Source organism: bacterium (genome assembly GCA_035691305.1).
Classification (GTDB): Bacteria; Sysuimicrobiota; Sysuimicrobiia; order Sysuimicrobiales; family Segetimicrobiaceae; genus DASSJF01.
Genome location: DASSJF010000013.1, coordinates 40568 through 56291, shown reverse-complemented (window position 1 = coordinate 56291; position 15724 = coordinate 40568). Strand labels below are relative to the sequence as shown.

Annotated in this window: 16 protein-coding genes; 11 read left to right on the top strand and 5 right to left on the bottom strand. The window is 70.2% G+C overall.

Going from position 1 to position 15724, the window contains the following annotated elements; translation table 11 throughout:
* Window positions 1-5: 5 nt before the first annotated feature.
* The 3 genes from VFL28_02510 to VFL28_02500 form a co-directional block, all read right to left on the bottom strand.
* Entirely contained in the window at window positions 6-848 is an 843-nt protein-coding gene (locus VFL28_02510; GenBank protein ID HET7263514.1) for a fumarate hydratase, read from the bottom strand.
* 5 nt (window positions 849-853) lie between these two features.
* Window positions 854-2071 (bottom strand): CoA transferase, encoded by a 1218-nt coding sequence (locus VFL28_02505; GenBank protein HET7263513.1) that lies wholly within the window; start codon window positions 2069-2071, stop codon window positions 854-856.
* A 72-nt stretch (window positions 2072-2143) separates the two neighbouring features.
* The gene (locus tag VFL28_02500; protein HET7263512.1) at window positions 2144-4474 is read right to left on the bottom strand and encodes a DEAD/DEAH box helicase; all 2331 of its coding nucleotides are present in this window, start codon (window positions 4472-4474) and stop codon (window positions 2144-2146) included.
* A 114-nt stretch (window positions 4475-4588) separates the two neighbouring features.
* On the opposite strand from VFL28_02500, the gene VFL28_02495 reads away from it, so the two are divergent.
* Both VFL28_02495 and VFL28_02490 read left to right on the top strand, forming a co-directional pair.
* The gene (locus tag VFL28_02495; GenBank protein HET7263511.1) at window positions 4589-5023 is read left to right on the top strand and encodes a hypothetical protein; all 435 of its coding nucleotides are present in this window, start codon (window positions 4589-4591) and stop codon (window positions 5021-5023) included.
* A 41-nt stretch (window positions 5024-5064) separates the two neighbouring features.
* Window positions 5065-6126 (top strand): GntG family PLP-dependent aldolase, encoded by a 1062-nt coding sequence (locus VFL28_02490; GenBank protein ID HET7263510.1) that lies wholly within the window; start codon window positions 5065-5067, stop codon window positions 6124-6126.
* Window positions 6127-6180: 54 nt separating this feature from the next.
* On the opposite strand, the gene VFL28_02485 is transcribed toward VFL28_02490, so the two are convergent.
* On the bottom strand, window positions 6181-6849 hold the full coding sequence (locus tag VFL28_02485) for a TetR/AcrR family transcriptional regulator (protein ID HET7263509.1): 669 nt from the start codon (window positions 6847-6849) through the stop codon (window positions 6181-6183).
* A 115-nt stretch (window positions 6850-6964) separates the two neighbouring features.
* Between VFL28_02485 and VFL28_02480 the strand changes: the two genes are divergently transcribed.
* The gene (locus VFL28_02480; GenBank protein HET7263508.1) at window positions 6965-7972 is read left to right on the top strand and encodes a plastocyanin/azurin family copper-binding protein; all 1008 of its coding nucleotides are present in this window, start codon (window positions 6965-6967) and stop codon (window positions 7970-7972) included.
* 79 nt (window positions 7973-8051) lie between these two features.
* On the opposite strand, the gene VFL28_02475 is transcribed toward VFL28_02480, so the two are convergent.
* Window positions 8052-8345, bottom strand: a complete 294-nt coding sequence (locus tag VFL28_02475) for a ferredoxin family protein (protein ID HET7263507.1) — start codon at window positions 8343-8345, stop codon at window positions 8052-8054.
* Window positions 8346-8580: 235 nt separating this feature from the next.
* Between VFL28_02475 and thyX the strand changes: the two genes are divergently transcribed.
* From thyX to VFL28_02435, 8 genes are all read left to right on the top strand, one after another.
* Window positions 8581-10026 carry an FAD-dependent thymidylate synthase gene (gene thyX / locus VFL28_02470; protein HET7263506.1) on the top strand — a complete coding sequence of 482 codons (1446 nt, stop codon included), beginning with the start codon at window positions 8581-8583 and terminating at the stop codon, window positions 10024-10026.
* A 107-nt stretch (window positions 10027-10133) separates the two neighbouring features.
* Window positions 10134-10784, top strand: a complete 651-nt coding sequence (locus tag VFL28_02465; protein HET7263505.1) for a CoA pyrophosphatase — start codon at window positions 10134-10136, stop codon at window positions 10782-10784.
* A gap of 6 nt (window positions 10785-10790) precedes the next feature.
* Entirely contained in the window at window positions 10791-11486 is a 696-nt protein-coding gene (locus VFL28_02460) for a metallophosphoesterase family protein (protein ID HET7263504.1), read from the top strand.
* A 4-nt stretch (window positions 11487-11490) separates the two neighbouring features.
* Complete coding sequence (locus VFL28_02455) at window positions 11491-12348, top strand: histidinol-phosphatase HisJ family protein (protein HET7263503.1); 858 nt, start codon at window positions 11491-11493, stop codon at window positions 12346-12348.
* Complete coding sequence (locus tag VFL28_02450) at window positions 12345-13169, top strand: methyltransferase domain-containing protein (GenBank protein HET7263502.1); 825 nt, start codon at window positions 12345-12347, stop codon at window positions 13167-13169. Before VFL28_02455 ends, VFL28_02450 begins: the two co-directional genes overlap by 4 nt.
* Before the next feature lie 475 nt (window positions 13170-13644).
* Window positions 13645-14781 carry a cysteine desulfurase family protein gene (locus tag VFL28_02445; protein ID HET7263501.1) on the top strand — a complete coding sequence of 379 codons (1137 nt, stop codon included), beginning with the start codon at window positions 13645-13647 and terminating at the stop codon, window positions 14779-14781.
* Between the two features lie 106 nt (window positions 14782-14887).
* Window positions 14888-15241, top strand: coding sequence for an NADH-quinone oxidoreductase subunit A (locus VFL28_02440; protein ID HET7263500.1), 354 nt, complete (start codon window positions 14888-14890; stop codon window positions 15239-15241).
* The gene (locus tag VFL28_02435) at window positions 15241-15723 is read left to right on the top strand and encodes an NADH-quinone oxidoreductase subunit B family protein (GenBank protein ID HET7263499.1); all 483 of its coding nucleotides are present in this window, start codon (window positions 15241-15243) and stop codon (window positions 15721-15723) included. Before VFL28_02440 ends, VFL28_02435 begins: the two co-directional genes overlap by 1 nt.
* The last annotated feature ends 1 nt before the right edge of the window (window position 15724 follow it).

Genomic DNA, 15724 nt, shown 5'->3' with positions numbered 1-15724 from the left:
GCGGTTCAGAGCACCACCGTGCCGGCGCGGTGCGAATGGCAATCGAGGTTTACGGCCACCGGCAGGCTTGCGATGTGCGTCGGGTGCTCCTCGACGTGCACGGCGAGCGCGGTCACGCGGCCGCCGAACCCGCCGGGGCCGATGCCGAGGTCGTTGATCCGCCGGAGCAGTTCCGCCTCCAGGCCCGCGGCGCCGGGATCGGGGGAGGGCTCGCCGACGCGGCGGAGCAGGGCGCGCTTGGCGAGGAGCGCCGCCAACTCGAACGTCCCGCCGAGCCCGACGCCGACGATCAGCGGCGGACTGGGATTGGGCCCGGCCTCGGCGACGGTACGCGCCACGAATTCGACGACCGCTTCGCGCCCGTCGGCCGGCGTGAGCATCGTGAGGCGGCTCATGTTGTCGCACCCCGCCCCCTTCGCGAGGAGCGAGAGGGCGATCTGCTCGCCCGGCACGATGCGGGTGTAGACGACGGCCGGCGTGTTGTCGCCGGTGTTTCGACGGTCGAGGGGACCCCGCACGACCGAAGCCCGCAGGTAGCCCTCGCGGTAGCCGCGGCGGACGCCCTCGTCGATCGCGGCCTGGAGATCGCCGCCGGTCACGTGGACGTCCTGTCCCAGATCGAGAAACACGACCGCGGTCCCGGTGTCCTGGCAGATCGGGAACCACTCCTCGCGGGCGACCCGCGCATTTTCCAAGAGCCGCGCAAGCACCGTCCGGCCGATCTCGGATTCTTCCGCGGTCTCCGCGCGCTCGAGCGCGGCGAGCATGTCCGGGCCCATGCGGTGGTTGACCGTGACGCAGAGATCGCGCAGCGCCGCGGTGATCTCCTCGGCGGAAACGGTCCGCATCGGGCTCACACGATCCCGTCCGCGCGAAGCCGTTCGAGCTCCGCCGTGTCCAAGCCGAGCAGGTCGCCGTAGACTTCTCCGTTGTGCGCGCCGAGCGCGGGCCCCGCGTGGCGCAGCGCGCCGGGCGTCGCGGAGAATTTCGGCACGATCCCCGGCATCCGCAGATCGCCCACGTCCGGATCGTGGACGGTGGCGATGTCGCCCCGCGCGGCGTAGTGCGGATCGTTCACAATGCGCGGTACGTCGTACACCGGACCGGCGACCGCGCCGGACTCCTCCAGCCGGGCCAGCGCCTCGGCCTCGCCGTGCCGGCCGAACCACTCCGCGAGGATCGCGTCGAGCTCCTCGTTGTGGTGCACGCGCGACGGGTTGTCGCGGAACCGCGGGTCCTCGACGAGGCCGGGCTGTCCGATCGCGGCGGCGAGACGTTCGAAGATCCGCTGGCTCGTGGCGGAGATCGCGACCCAGCTGCCGTCACCGGTGCGATACAGGTTCCGGGGCGCCGCGTCCGGGAAGTGGTTGCCGGTCCGCCGGGCGATGATGCCGAGCGCGGTGTACTGCGTGATGTGCGGAATCAGAAGCCGGAAGAGCGGTTCGTACAGGCTCACGTCGATAACCTGGCCACCCGCCGCCCCCGCTTCGGATGTGTGGGGGTCGCGTGCGTGGAGCGCGGCCAGGATCGCAAACGCCCCCATGAGGCCCGCCACCTCGTCGGCCAGGGGCATCGGCGGCGCGAGCGGCGGCGAGTCCGGAAACCCGCTGACCGCCACGACGCCGCTCATGGCCTCGGCCACCGTGCCGAAGCCCGGGCGGTGACGGTACGGGCCGGTCTGTCCGAAGCCGGAGACGCGCAGCACGATCAGCTTCGAATTGGCGTCGCGCAGGCGATCCGGCCCGAGGTTCCACCGTTCGAGCGTGCCGGGGCGGAAGTTCTCGACCAGAACGTCGGCGCGCGCGGCGAGCGCGAGAAGGATTTCCTGGCCGCGCGGACGGCTGAGGTCGAGCGTCACGGACTTCTTGTTGCGGCCCATGATCTTCCACCACACGGACTGGCCGCCGACGAAGGGGCCCCACGTCCGCAGCGGATCGCCGCCCCGCGGATGCTCGATCTTGACGACGTCGGCCCCGAAGTCCGCCAGCATCGACGTGACCGTCCCGCCGGACACGATGGTGGAGAGGTCGAGCACACTGAGCCCGGCGAGCGGGCCGCTGGTCTGGCTCATCGTGGAGTGAGATTCCGCGCGCGCGCGCGCGGCTCCCTGCCGCACCGCGGCGCGGGTGTTGCGGGCGAAGAGCTACTCGACCGGCGTGCGGAGGATCGCGTCCCTGGCGGCGCGCGCGGCGCCGGCAAGCGGCGAGTCCGACACGTCTTCGATCTGGATCAAGATCTCTGCCGCCTGCCACGCCAGCCGCTGCAGGTCGCCTTCGAGAATTTCGAACGCGCGCGTCACGTCCCCCCACGCGCGGCCCGCCGCCCACGCGGCGACGACCGCGGCGCGCCAGAGCGCCGCCGGCGCTCCGTGCGCTTCGCCGGCGAATTCGGCCTCGAGCGGATCGAGCGGCAGTCCGGCTTCTTTGCGGTCCTCGTTGAGGCGCGCAACGATCCGGCGCAGCGCGAACAGCGCGGCGCGCGCGGACGGGGGCACCTGGGCCGCGGGGCCGCGGTGGCCGATGTGGAGCGTGCCGGCGCGGTCGTAACGGCGGTAGCCTGTGCGGCCGTAGGCGCCGGGACCGCGGCTGGGTCCCGGGCGGACGGGCGCGGGACGTTCGGTGCCGAGCGCGCCCCCGACCGCGGCCAGAGCGGCCGGATCGTCGGGCAGCGCGGCCGCGCGCAGCGCTTCGGCGAGGACGAGCATGCGGGGGTGCCTGATGCGGGCGGCGACGCGGCCCCACGCAGTCGGCCGCCATTCCGCGTCGAGGTAGCCGCGCGCGCGCAGCAACTCTGCGCGCCGGCGAAACGGCTCGACCTCGCGATTCTCGAGCGCAGCGAGCTCGCGCTCGAGCGTCTGTCGTTCCCGTTCGACCTCTCGCAGATCCGACAGGGTGGCCAGGCACCGCTCCGTCACGCGGCAGCCGGTGCACGGCAGCCCGACCAGCTCTTCACCGAGGCGCGCGGGCTCCGCGGCGGCGTCGGGCCCGTGCCGCGCCCGCCGGAGCCGCCGCAGCAGATCGTCGAACCGCTGCCGGGTGGCGAGCCGGTCCCCGCACGGCCGCTCGGTCAGCGGGTCGCGCGGCAGGGCGGCCAGTTCGCGGCGGATCGCGTCCCGCTCGGGCGCCCGCGTGTAGGCCGCCAACGACCGCCGGACGAGTTCCTCCGCCTGCGGCAGCGTCGTGCGCGACAGCAGGTTGAGGACCTGCGCGTCGCTCGCCGCGAAGGCGGAGCGGATCGGCTCCGGCGCGGCGTCCGACAGCGCCAACCCTTCCTCGGCCTCGTCGCGGACCGGCGCGACGATCACCGTAATGCCGAGAGTATCCCGGCCGCGCCGGCCCGCGCGCCCCGTCATCTGATGAAACTCGGTCGCCGTGAGCGACTCTGGCCCGGCCGGACCGTGGCGGTGGAGCGTCGAGAGCACGACCGTCCGCGCCGGCACGTCGAGCCCCGCCGCGAGCGTGGTGGTCGCGCAGACGAAGCGCACGAGGCCCGCTTCCAGCAGCTCTTCCACGCACATCCGCCACGCCGTGAGATGGCCCGCGTGGTGGGCGGCGACGCCGCTCTGCCGCAGCCCCGACAGCAGGGGATGGCCCATCAGCTGCGGGACGCGCCTGAGCCAATCGTCGATGACGCGCGTGCGCTCGTCCCGGCCGGGCGCGTGGTGCGCGCCCAGCCGGCGCGCGGATTCGTCGCACTCGCGGCGGCTCGGGAAGAACAGGATCGCCGGGGCGAGCCGGTGGCGCAGCAGTTCCTCCGTAATCGCCGGCAACCATTGCGGATGGCGGCGCCGCGTGCGGATCTGCGCCGGGTCGGGCGGGTGGAGCCGGCCGTCGCCGTCGGCGAGGAGGTACTCGAGGGGCACGGGCCGCGTCTCGAGCGTAATCACCTCGGGCCGCGCGCCCCGCACCGTTGCCATCCAGTCCGCCAGTTGCGCGGTGTTCGGGATGGTCGCGGACAGCAGCAGGAGACGTGTCGACCGCGAGGCGAGCAGCAGAATTTCTTCCCACGCCGTGCCTCGTTCCGGATCGGCGAGATAATGCGCCTCGTCGAGTACGACGACGTCGGGGGCGCCGCGGTCCTCGCCGTACAGGGCGTTGCGGAGAATCTCCGTCGTCGCGACGACCACCGGCGCGTGCACGTTCAGGCGGCGCTCGCCGGTCAGCAGTCCGACGCGGTTTTCCCCGTACATCCCTTGGAACCGCCGGAACTTCTGATTGGAGAGCGCTTTGAGCGGCGTCGTGTACCAGACGCGCGGCGTGGCGGCCGGGGCGGGCAGGAGGCCGCCCGAGGCTGGGTCGAGCAGGCGCGCGATTTCCTGTTCGGCGATCCACGTCTTGCCGCTTCCCGTCGGCGCGGAGACCAAGACGTCCCCGCGTCCGAGCGCGTCGAGCGCAGCCTGCTGAAACGGCGCCGGCGCAAAGGGCGATGCCGGCGGCTCGCCGAGTCCGCGGAGAATTTGGGCGATGCCCTTCATAATCAAGCGTTTGGTACAGGAGGCCGATTTTTCCTCGTCGAAGCGCAGGCCTGCACGCAGATCCAGTCCGCGCCTCCGGTTCCGGTGGGGCGCGGTCGACTCCGAGAGGATACGGTGGCCCGACAGACCGGCTTCTCCGCCGACGAAAAGCGGTTCCTCGCGAGCCTGATCCGCCAGGTGTGGCGCGCCTGCCAGGGCTTTGTGGCGGTGGTGGTCGAGCGCGGTCCGGGGGAAGCGGTGTACGTGCTCGACAACCTCGTCGATTGGTCCGGCGCGCAGACCGCCAGGTTGCGGGCCGCCTCGGGAGGCTCCAAAGTCATCGGGCCGGAGACCCGGCACGTCGCCGTGGAGCTGCTCCGCGACGTCCGCGCCTTCTGCAGCGGTATCGGCGACCACCTCGGCAACGTCCACCAGACTCTCGACCCCGACGAGATCGAAGACGAAGCGCTGATGATGATCGAAGGGTTTCTTTCCTGGACGACGCTGATGGCGGGCCAGCTCGGCATTTCCCGCAATCTGCGACCGCAGACGCTCTGGCGCGAGCGCTAACGGTCCTCAGGACCGTCCCAAATTTCGAGGGGGTACCGGTTTTGGCCACGTTCATCGATCTCTCGAGCGACACCGCGACGAAGCCGTCCCAGGGGATGCGCGAATTCATGATGCGCGCGCCGGTCGCCGACGAGCAGAAACTCGAGGATCCCAGCGTCAACGCGCTACAAGAGCGCGTGGCGGCGCTGCTCGGCAAGGAGCAGGCGTGGTATCTGCCGTCCGCCACGATGGCCAACGAGATCGCGGTCAAGGTGCACACGAGGCCGGGCGACGAGGTGATCATCGACCGGACCGCGCACATCGTCAACGCGGAGGCCGGGGGGCCGGCGCTGCTCTCGGGCGTCATGCTCTACACCGTCGGCGGCGAGCGCGGCGTCTTCACCGGAGCCGACGTCGACGGCGCGATCCGCAAGGACGATCCGCACTGTCAACGCACGCGGCTCGTGTCGGTCGAGCAGACGTCCAACGGCGGCGGCGGAACGGTGTGGCCGCTCGCGCGGCTGCGCGAGGTTGCCGACGCGGCGCGCCGGCACAACCTGCGCTCCCATATCGACGGCGCGCGGCTGATGAACGCCGTCGTCGCGTCCGGCGTGTCCGCCCACGAGCAGGCAAAGGGCTACGACTCGGTGACGTTCTGCCTCACGAAAGGCCTCGGCTGTCCTGTCGGCGCGCTGGTGGCGGGCGACCGGGAGTTCTCGAAGGAGGCCCGCCGCTACAAGCATCTCTTCGGCGGCGCGATGCGGCAGGCGGGCATCATCGCCGCGGCCGGACTCTACGCGCTCGATCACAACGTCGAGCGGCTGGCGGAGGATCACGCCAATGCGAAGATCCTCGCCCGCGGACTGGCGGAGATTCCCGGGGTCCGCATCAGCGTCGAGCACACCGAGACCAACCTCGTGTTCTTCGACACGACCGGGCTCGGCATGACCGCGCCGGACGCGGTGAAGCGCCTCGCGGACGCCGGCGTCCGGATGGGCGCGGCGTCGAAGACGCGGGTGCGCGCCGTGACGCACCTTGATGTCTCGCGCGCGGACGTGGAGCGGGCGGTGGAGATCGCGCAGGCGACGCTCGGCAAGGTGAAGGCGGGCACGCCGGGCGACTAGAGCCGAACCGGACTCGTGGAGGAACGTGCGCCGGCGGGAAACCCGCCGGCGGCGTCATTCCCGGGGCGAAGGACTTGGACGCGGATCGCGGTCGGGACTCCGTAGCGCCTGCGCCTTGACCGCGAGGGCCACCATAAGATCGACCGCCTGCCCGGTCCGCAGTCCATGGTCACGCACCAGCGAGCGCCATGTGGTGAACTCGAGCGCGTGACCGAGCGCCGCGAGAAAGAGCGGCTTCCGGTTGTCGTCGACCGGCCAGCCCGCCGAGAGCGCCTTCCGCATTCGCAAGAGCAACCTCGTGTAGGGTACGCCTACGAGCCCGGGGGCCAGCTCCGCGTCGCGGGTGACATTCCCCAGCATCTGTTCGGTCCGGCCGTAAAATACGTAAAGCTTCCCCAGCGCTTTCCGCAGGCGCACCCGCGGGTCCGGCATCGCGCGCCAGCGTTCCGGGTCCGGCGGCGGGTTGCGCGTGAAGAACAAGGATGAACACGCCGCGAAGAGGCCGGGCAACGCGGGAAAGTGCGCCCGCACCGTGAGCCGCTGCACCCCCGCGCGCTTCGCGATGTCGCTGAAGCTGGTCCGAAGCGGCCCGATTTCTTCGTGAAGCGCCACCGTGGCCTCGACGATTCGCCGCCGCGTCGCCTGCTGACGCTCGGCGCGCCGCTTCATTTCGTACTTGCGTTTTCTTGAGGTCCGGCGGCGACCGACCGCCTGTTCAGCCATTGACACGGTCCTCTCGGGTCTGCTAGATTTCACTATACACACTTGACGGACGAAAAGCCATACCGAACGTCGCTCGCATCTGCGAAAAGTCGATACGCCGCGAAGGGGGAACGCCATGACGCGGGGGCTCGCAGTGGTGTTGATCGCCGGTGTTATGTCGCTGGTGGCCGGTCCGGCCCGCACAAGCGCGGCCACCACCTGGGTCGTGCAGGCCGGGGCTTCGGCCAACGACCAAGCCGACCAGGCGCTGCAGTTTCTCCCTAAGCGCATCACGATCAACGAAGGCGATTCGGTCCGGTGGAAACTGACGGCCGCGGAGCACACGATCTACTTTCCCGCCGGGGGCAAGCCGCCGGATCTGATCATTCCCGGTACGGCGAAGGGCGAGTTGGTCTGGAACCCGGGGATCTTTTTCGCCACGCCGAAGCCCGCGTACGACGGTAGCGGCCCGTTCAGCGGCGGCGCGCTGCTCGCGGATCCCAACGCCCCGAAATCCTTCCACGTGACGTTCACCAAGGCGGGGACCTACCGGTACCAGTGCATGTTCCACCCGGGGATGGAAGGTCAGATCGTGGTCCAGCCGGCCGGCAGCAGGTATCCGATGACTCAGGCGGAGTACGATAAAGAGGCCGCCCTGCAGGGACAGACGGCGCTCGCCGCGGCGAAGGCGCTGCGCGCCGTCGGGGCACCGGTCGTCGCCGCGGCCGGCGGGCATCAGACCTACACGCTGAACATGACCGGCTCGACGAAGGACGGCGCCACCTTCTACCGGTTCCCCGTGCAGGCGCTGACGATCAAACGGGGCGACTCGGTGACGTGGGTGATGAAAGACCCGACCGAACTTCACACGGTGTCGTTCGGCGTCGGCAAGCGCTACTTTGACATCGCGACGATGCGGCCGCAGAAGCAGGGACCGCCGACGCTGCTGGTGACGCCCCACGTCATGGCGCCGTCGGGCGGCAGCGTGCATCGCGGCGAAGGGTTTTACAACTCCGGGTTCATGCTGACGGAGGGGCCGGGAGTCCGGAGTTACTCGCTGACGTTCACGAAGGCCGGGACCTTCGAGTACCTTTGCGCGGTCCACGATGATTTCGGGATGAGGGCCAAGGTGATCGTGCGGTAGGGCGGCGCCTTTTTCGAGATGAACGACCGGGCCCGGCGGCTGTGGCCGCCGGGCCCGGTCGTTCAGGCGCCGGAGAAACTCAGGGGTTGCGGCCGTGTTTGGCCGCGAACTCTTCCTTGCTCATCTTGAAATAGTCCGCGTTGATTTCGTTGAAGTTCTTCCATTGATCCGGCACGTCGGCCTCGGCGAAGATCGCCGTTACCGGACACACCGATTCGCACGCTCCGCAGTCGATGCACTCGTCCGGATGGATGTAGAGCATCACCTCGCCCTGGTCCTCGTCCGCCTTCGGATGGATGCAGTCCACCGGGCAGACCTCGACGCACGAACGGTCCTTGACGTTGATGCAGGGCTCGGTGATCGTATAGGTCATCCTGCGTGCCTCCTTCTCTCCTTCGGGACTTCCCGTCGCCGACCCCCATTATACCGCGAGGTTTCCGCAATGTCCTCTACGAATATCCGTGTCTATCACAGCAGCGCCCGCGGCAGGAGGCAGTACCCGCATGAGCCGCCGCCCTTCGGACCTCGACCCGGAGCTTCGCGACGCATCGAAACCCGTCCCCGAACCGCCCGACGGCGAGACGCCGGAGGCGCGGCCGGCCGCCGAGCTGCTCACGCGCACGCATGTCGCCGCGCTCGACGCGATCCTCGGCCAACCGTTCAAAGTCCTCGACGACGGTTTCGTGCGCGTGCTCGATTACATGGGTGATGACGGTGCCATCGTGCAGGCGGCGCGCATTTCCTACGGGGCGGGCACCAAGAAGATCCATGAAGATCGCGGACTCATTCGCTACTTGATGCGTCACAGGCACAGCACACCTTACGAAATGTGCGACATCAAGTTTCACGTGCGCGTGCCGATGGATACGTGGCGGCAGTGGGTGCGGCACCGCACCGCGTGCCTCGCCGCCGCCGCGGAGCTTTTTGTCGAAGCGAATTACGCCCCCCACGCTCGCGGAGCGTTACGCCGTGTGAGCATCGAAGAACTGTATGAAACATCGGTAAGCTCGGCAGCGCGGCGCCGCCGGGTGCACGTGCGGCAGATGAACGAGGACACGGGAGCGCTTCAGCCCGTGCGCGTCGCCGGCGTGTTCAAGAACGGAACCAAACCGGTGTTCCGAATGACGCTATCCGACGGCAAGGCGATCGAATGCACCGCCGACCATCGCTTCAAATTCGCGGGCGGCTGGCAGACCCTCGAGGCGGCAACGGGACTGGGGACGCGCAACGGCCGTGCGGTTTGGACCGACGGCGACTACCACCTGTATGTGAACGGCGCGGTCCCGGCGCGGCAACCGTCCGGAACCTCCGACATCGTCGCGGCTAGACTCGAGCGCGTCGAGCGATTCGAGTACATCGGCGAAAAGGAAACTTACGACGTCGAAGTCGAGGGGCCGTACCATAACTTCATCGCCAACGGCATCGTGACCCACAACTCAGTCAACGAGTACAGCACGCGGTATTCCGTCGCCATCGACGCGACACAGCAGACGCCGCCCGGTCGGTGGCGCGCCCAGTCCGCGGCGAACCGGCAGGGGAGCGGCGGCACGCTGCCGGTCGAGGTCGGCGAGACGCTCTCCGCCGCCGAGCGCGCGCTCCAAGACGAAGCGCGGCGCGTGTACGACGAACGGCTTGCCGCGGGCGTCGCGCGCGAGCAGGCCCGCAAGGATCTTCCGCTCTCCACGTATACCGAGGCGTACTGGAAGATCAATCTGCACAACCTGCTGCACTTCCTCGACCTGCGCATGGACGACCACGCACAGGAAGAGATCCGCTCGTACGCGCGGGTGATCGGCGGGGAGATCGTGGCGAAGTGGGTGCCGGTCGTCTGGGAGGCATTCCTCGACTACCGGCGCCGCGCGATGCACCTGTCCGCGATCGAGGCCGAGTTGATCCGGCTCATCAACCTCGGCGACCGTGCCGGCGCGATCGCCGCCGCGGAGCGGCACGGGCTCCTTACGCGGCGGAAAGACGGCGGTCTCGCCCGGAACCGCGAGCGCGCAGAACTCGAGGGCAAGCTCGCCGCGCTCGGCGTGGCGGTGCCCTGGGCCTGAGCCGCGCTCGACCGCCGGCACGCTCAAACGCGGGCACCCGCAGGCGTGCTTTCTCGGTTCCGGCACCGCGTGGTATCATGACGGCGTCCGGCGTGAAGGAGGCACTGGTGAATTCGAATGAATCACGCGCTCGGCCGGACCAGGCCGCGCTGCTCTCGGACCCCGACGCGCTGTTCACGCATATCCGCACGGTGCTCGATCGTCCCCGCCGGATCGCGCCGCTCGGCGCGGGCCTCCGCCGGGCGGCGGTGCTGTTGCCGCTCGTCGTGACGGAGGGCGGCCCGGCGCTTATCTTTACGCGGCGCACCGATCACGTGGAGCACCACAAGGGCCAGATCTCGTTTCCCGGCGGCGCGCTCGACGCCGGCGAGGATCCGGCCGCCGGTGCGCTGCGCGAGACGCATGAGGAGATCGGCGTCCCGCCGTCGGACGTCACGCTGCTGGGCGGTCTCGACGACGAGGAGGCGGCGATCTCGGGGTTCATGGTCTCGCCGTTCGCCGGCACGCTGCCGTATCCGGCGCGCCTGCGCGTCAGCGCCGATGAAGTCCGCGCGGTGCTCGTCGTGCCGCTGCGCACGCTCCTCGATCCGCACAACGTCCGCACGGAACTCTACCGCCGGCCTCGGGGCGACAGCGTGGTGATGTACTACTATCAGGCGGGCTCCGACGTGATCTGGGGAGCGACCGGCCGGATCGTCGCCCGCTTCCTCGAGGCGGTGTTCGGCGTGCCGCTCGTCAGAGCGGGCGCCGCCCGCTAGGGGACCGTGCGAGTCGCCATCTTCTCCGACGTCCACGGCAACGTCGCCGCGCTGGAGGCGGTGCTCGCCGACATCCGCGCGCGCGGGCCCTTCGACCGAATCCTCAATGGCGGCGATTTCGCGTTCGGCGGACCGCGTCCGCGCGAAGCCGTCGAGCGCCTCATCGAGGGCGGCTACCCGGCTGTGGTCGGGAACACGGACGAGATGGTCGCCGCCTCCCCCGAGGGCGCGGCCGGCGCCGTCGCCGCGTGGGCGCGGACCCGGCTCACGCCGGAGCAGGTGGACTGGCTGCGCGCGCTGCCGCGGTCGCGGCGCGTCGACGCCCCCGGTGGGCCGCCGCTCGTGCTGGTGCACGCGACGCCGTGGTCGACGACCGATTTGATCGAGCCGTCGTCTCCCGCCGCGACCGTCGCCCGCGCGTTCGAACAGGCGGAGGCCCGCACGCTCGTCTACGGACACATCCATCGGGCCTACATCCGTGAAGTCGCGGGCGGCCTGATCGTCAACGCGGGCAGCGTGGGCTTCCCATTCGACGGCATTCCGCGTCCGGCGTGGGCGATTCTGACGCTCGAGCGCGGCGCGTGGCGCGCGGAGATCGTTCGGATCGAGTACGACCGCGAGGCGGTGATTCAGGACTTGCTGACGAGCGACCATCCGGACGCGCAGAGCTTCGTCCGGCGGATCCGGAGCGGGCGGCTGTGACCGTATGACCGCCGCGACGATGCGCGCCGACTACCACCTACACCTCGAGCGCGGACCCTGGACGCTCGAATGGCTCGGGCGGTTCGTCGAGACGGCGAACGCGCGCGGCCTGACGGAGATCGGCTTCAGCGAGCATCCACACCGGTTTCGCGAATGCCGCGCGATGTATCCACCGCGCGATGCCGTGTCCGGCTGGATCGACGAGCAGAATACCGAGTCGCTGGACGACTACCTGCAGCTCATCGAGGCGGCGCGCAAGGCCGGGCTGCCCGTCATGGTCGCGCTCGAGTGGGACTATCTGCCGGGCTACGAGCGGGAGCTCGAGCGACTGATGGATCTCTATCCGTGGGACTACACGATCGGCTCGGTGCACTGGATCCCGCCGGAGGACCGGGGGGGCGTCTGGTGGGGCTTCGACGACCTGTCGAAGACCGAGGAATGGGAGCGTCGCGACGTGCTCGACGCCTACCGGCGATACTTTTCGCTGATCGCCGCGGCCGCCGGCACCGGATTCTTCGACTTCATCGGACACCCGGACGTGATCAAGGTGTGCGGGTACCGTCCGGCCGTCGATATCCTCGACCAGTACGAGGCGGCAGCCGAGGCGTTCGCCCGCGCCGGGGTCTGCGCCGAGATCAACACCGCCGGTCTGCGCAAGCCCGTCGGGGAGCTCTATCCCGCTCCCGCGTTTCTGGCCGCCTGCCGCCGGGCCGGCGTGCCGACCCTCATCAATTCGGACGCGCACACGCCCGAGGACGTCGCGCGAGACTTTGACCGCGGCGCCGCGCTGGCCCGAGGCGCCGGATACGCGGAGGTCGCGACGTTCGCGGGACGGCGCCGCACCATGGTGGCGCTCGCATGACGAATCGGGAGGGCCGGGACGGAGCGGGCCGCGGCGGCCCCGCCGACGCCCGGCGCGTCAACGAGGCGCGCTTCACCGCGACGGCGCAATCTTACGCGCACAGCCGTGTCACAGTGCGCCGCGAGGAGAACGAAGCGCTGCTGCGGCTCGCGGCGCCTGCGTTTGTGGACCGCCTCCTCGACGTCGCCTGCGGCCCCGGGACGCTGCTCCTGACGTTGTCCCCCTTGGTCCGGCACGCGGTGGGTCTCGACCTGACGGCCGCCATGCTGCAGCAGGCCCGGCGGCGCATTCGCGAGGCGTCGTCGTCGTCGCCGGCCGGGATCGTCTCTCTGGTGCGCGGCGCCGCGGAGCGGATGCCGTTCTGCGACGGCGCCTTTTCCCTCGTCGCGAACACGTACGCGCTGCATCACTTCGGTGAGCCTCGCGCCGTGCTCCGGGAAATCGTGAGGGTGACGGAGTCGGGCGGGCGGGTTGTGGTGAGTGACCTCGTCGGCTCGGAGGATGAGCGCGCGCGGGCGCTTCAAAATGAGATCGAGAACCTCCGGGATCCGTCCCACATGGGCATGGAAAGCGCGCGCGGGATCGCGGCGCTGCTCGAGGGCGAAGGACTGACGGTCACGGGCCGCGCGGAGGGATCGCAGAATCGCGAATTAGACGAGTGGCTGCGCCTGGCGCACACGCCGGCCGACCGCGCGGCGGTCGTGCGGACGCGCCTGCTCGAATCGGCGCCGGGCGATCGCGCCGGGATGGCCGTCTCCGTCGAGGGCGAGACCGTCCGGTTTGTGCACCGTTGGGCGATCGTGGCCGCCAGCAAACCCTGACAGCGAAACGTGAGATATCTTGACAATCGACCTGCGGCGGCCCGCCGGCCGTTCCTGGTATACTAGTCACATCGCTCATCTGGGAGCGTGTTTGCCATGGGCCATTTCACCGCACCGCTTTTGCAGCCGCGTCTTGTCGCCGAATTGACCGGGCTATCGCCCGCCTCGCTGCGCCGCTGGGATAGGGCTCTGCTACCCCGGGCGGCCCGCCGTCCGCGCCGGTATTCGTGGGCCGAAGTGGAGATTCTGCAGCGCGCCGTCTACCTGGCATCCGGCCGCGGCGGCACCCCGGCGGCCTTCCAAGGTCTCCGTGTCGTCGAGCCCCGCACGCGGCGCAAGGCCGCGCCCGGCCGCGCCCGGCGTGCGCCGTCGACGCGGCGGAGCCGCGCCCGCCGGGGCGTCGTGGCCATCGGGTTGCCCCGCAGCGCCCGCCGGCGCGAACGCGCGATCCGGCATTAGGCCGGCCTCGATCGCGTTGACCGAGGGGGTGTATCTCGACTACGCGGCGACCACGCCGGTGGACCCGCGCGTCCTCGCGGCGATGCTGCCGTATTTCACCGACCGCCCCGGCAACGCGAGCAGCATGCACGCGTTCGGGCAGGAAGCCCGGGCGGCGGTGGACCGCGCGCGGGTCGAAGTCGCGTCGCTGCTGGGGGCGCGTCCCGGGGAGATCATCTTCACCAGCGGCGCCACCGAGGCGGACAACCTCGCCGTCATCGGCGTCGCGTTCGCGCGCGGCGGCCACGTCGTCACCTCCACCATCGAGCATCACGCAATTCACGAAGCCTGCCACTTCCTTCAGGAGCGCGGCCACGAGATTACGATGGTGCCCGTCGGCGCCGCCGGCATCGTTGACCCGGACGACGTGCGGCGGGCGCTGCGGCCCGACACCTCCCTGATTTCGATCATGGCCGCCAACAACGAGATCGGCACGCTGCAGCCGGTCTCGGAGATCGGCGCGATCGCGCGAGAGCGCGGCGTGTCGTTCCACACCGATGCCACCCAGTGGGCGGGCGCGCTTCCGGCGCGGGTCGACGACCTCCAGGTCGATTTGCTATCGCTGTCGGGCCACAAGCGGTACGGACCGAAAGGCGTCGGGGCGCTGTACGTACGCACGGGAACGCCGCTCGTGCCGCTGCAGCGCGGCGGCGGCCACGAGCGCGGGCGCCGCGGCGGCACGGAGAACGTGCCGGGCATCGTGGGACTTGGGGAGGCGCTCCGGATCGCCGGCCGCGAGATGGACGACGAAACCGAGCGCGTCACCGCGCTGCGCGACCGGCTGATCGCGGGGGCGCTTGCGATTCCCGGCGTCGCGCTGAACGGGGATCCCGGGCGGCGGCTCGCCAATAACGTGAACGTGTCCGTGGACGGCACCGACAGCCAGTCGCTCGTCATCGCCCTGGACCTGCGCGGCGTCGCAGTCAGCGCGGGCTCGGCCTGCTCCTCGGGCACGCTGGAGGCGTCCCACGTGCTGACGGCACTCGGCGTCCCGCCGGCGCGGGCGGCGTCGGCGGTGCGCTTGACCCTGGGACGCCCCACCACGGCCGTGGAGGTCGACATCGCGCTCGACGTGCTGCGCGCGGTCGTCCCTCAACTGCGCCGCGCCGCCTAGGACGGCCGGACTGCGCCACGCGGCGGGCGCGCTTCCCCGCGCCCCGGGCTCGAGCCGCGTGACGCGCCGCGTTGACACACCCTAACGCTTCTGCAATCATAAATTCGTGTCGGGCTACGTCCCCGTTCTCGTGCACTTCACGCTTGCGCTTCTCCTGGCCGGCACGCTGATGGGTCTCCACATGGCGGTCGGCGGCCGGCGCGCGACGCTGCAGAAGGGCCTGCCGTACGAGGCGGGGGTGTGGCCGTCGGGCGGCGCGTGGCGGCGCGTCCCCATCCGCTACTACCTGATCGCGATGCTCTTCATTTTGTTCGACGTCGAGATCGTCTTCGTCTATCCGTGGGCCGTCCTGGTCCGCGAGTTGGGGCCGGCCGGCATCGTGGAGATGTTCACGTTCCTCGGCCTGCTCGCCGTGGGCTATCTCTACGTCCTGAAGCGGGGAGCCCTCGAGTGGGAGTGATCGGTTCCCAGCGGGACGTCGAACGGAACGTCCTGACCACGACCGTGGACCGGCTCCTCAACTGGGCGCGGGCGAGTTCCGTCTGGCCGGTGCAGTTCGGGCTCGCCTGCTGCGCGATCGAGATGATCTCCAGCGCCGCGTCGCGGTTCGACATCGCGCGGTACGGATCGGAGCTGTTCCGTGCCTCGCCCCGCCAGGCCGACCTCATGATCGTGGCAGGCCGCGTGAGTCAGAAGATGGCGCCGGTCGTCCGGCACATCTACGACCAGATGCTCGAGCCCAAGTGGGTCATCGCGATGGGCGATTGCGCGAGCACCGGCGGTCTCTACAACAACTACGCGGTCGTGCAGGGGGTGGACAAAGTCGTGCCCGTGGACGTGTACATCGCCGGATGCCCGCCGCGCCCGGAAGCCCTCCTGCACGGCCTCGGCCTTCTACAAGACCTGATCGCCCGCGGCCGCACCGTCGGACAGCAACGCTGAG

What these genes read in the sequence shown, in the direction of transcription:
- VFL28_02510 (HET7263514.1), bottom strand. Translation starts at nt 848, where the DNA reads ATGCGGACCGTTTCCGCCGAGGAGATCACCGCGGCGCTGCGCGATCTC.
- VFL28_02505 (HET7263513.1), bottom strand. Translation starts at nt 2,071, where the DNA reads ATGAGCCAGACCAGCGGCCCGCTCGCCGGGCTCAGTGTGCTCGACCTC.
- VFL28_02500 (HET7263512.1), bottom strand. Translation starts at nt 4,474, where the DNA reads ATGAAGGGCATCGCCCAAATTCTCCGCGGACTCGGCGAGCCGCCGGCA.
- VFL28_02485 (HET7263509.1), bottom strand. Translation starts at nt 6,849, where the DNA reads ATGGCTGAACAGGCGGTCGGTCGCCGCCGGACCTCAAGAAAACGCAAG.
- VFL28_02480 (HET7263508.1), top strand. Translation starts at nt 6,965, where the DNA reads ATGACGCGGGGGCTCGCAGTGGTGTTGATCGCCGGTGTTATGTCGCTG.
- VFL28_02475 (HET7263507.1), bottom strand. Translation starts at nt 8,345, where the DNA reads ATGACCTATACGATCACCGAGCCCTGCATCAACGTCAAGGACCGTTCG.
- VFL28_02455 (HET7263503.1), top strand. Translation starts at nt 11,491, where the DNA reads ATGACCGCCGCGACGATGCGCGCCGACTACCACCTACACCTCGAGCGC.
- VFL28_02450 (HET7263502.1), top strand. Translation starts at nt 12,345, where the DNA reads ATGACGAATCGGGAGGGCCGGGACGGAGCGGGCCGCGGCGGCCCCGCC.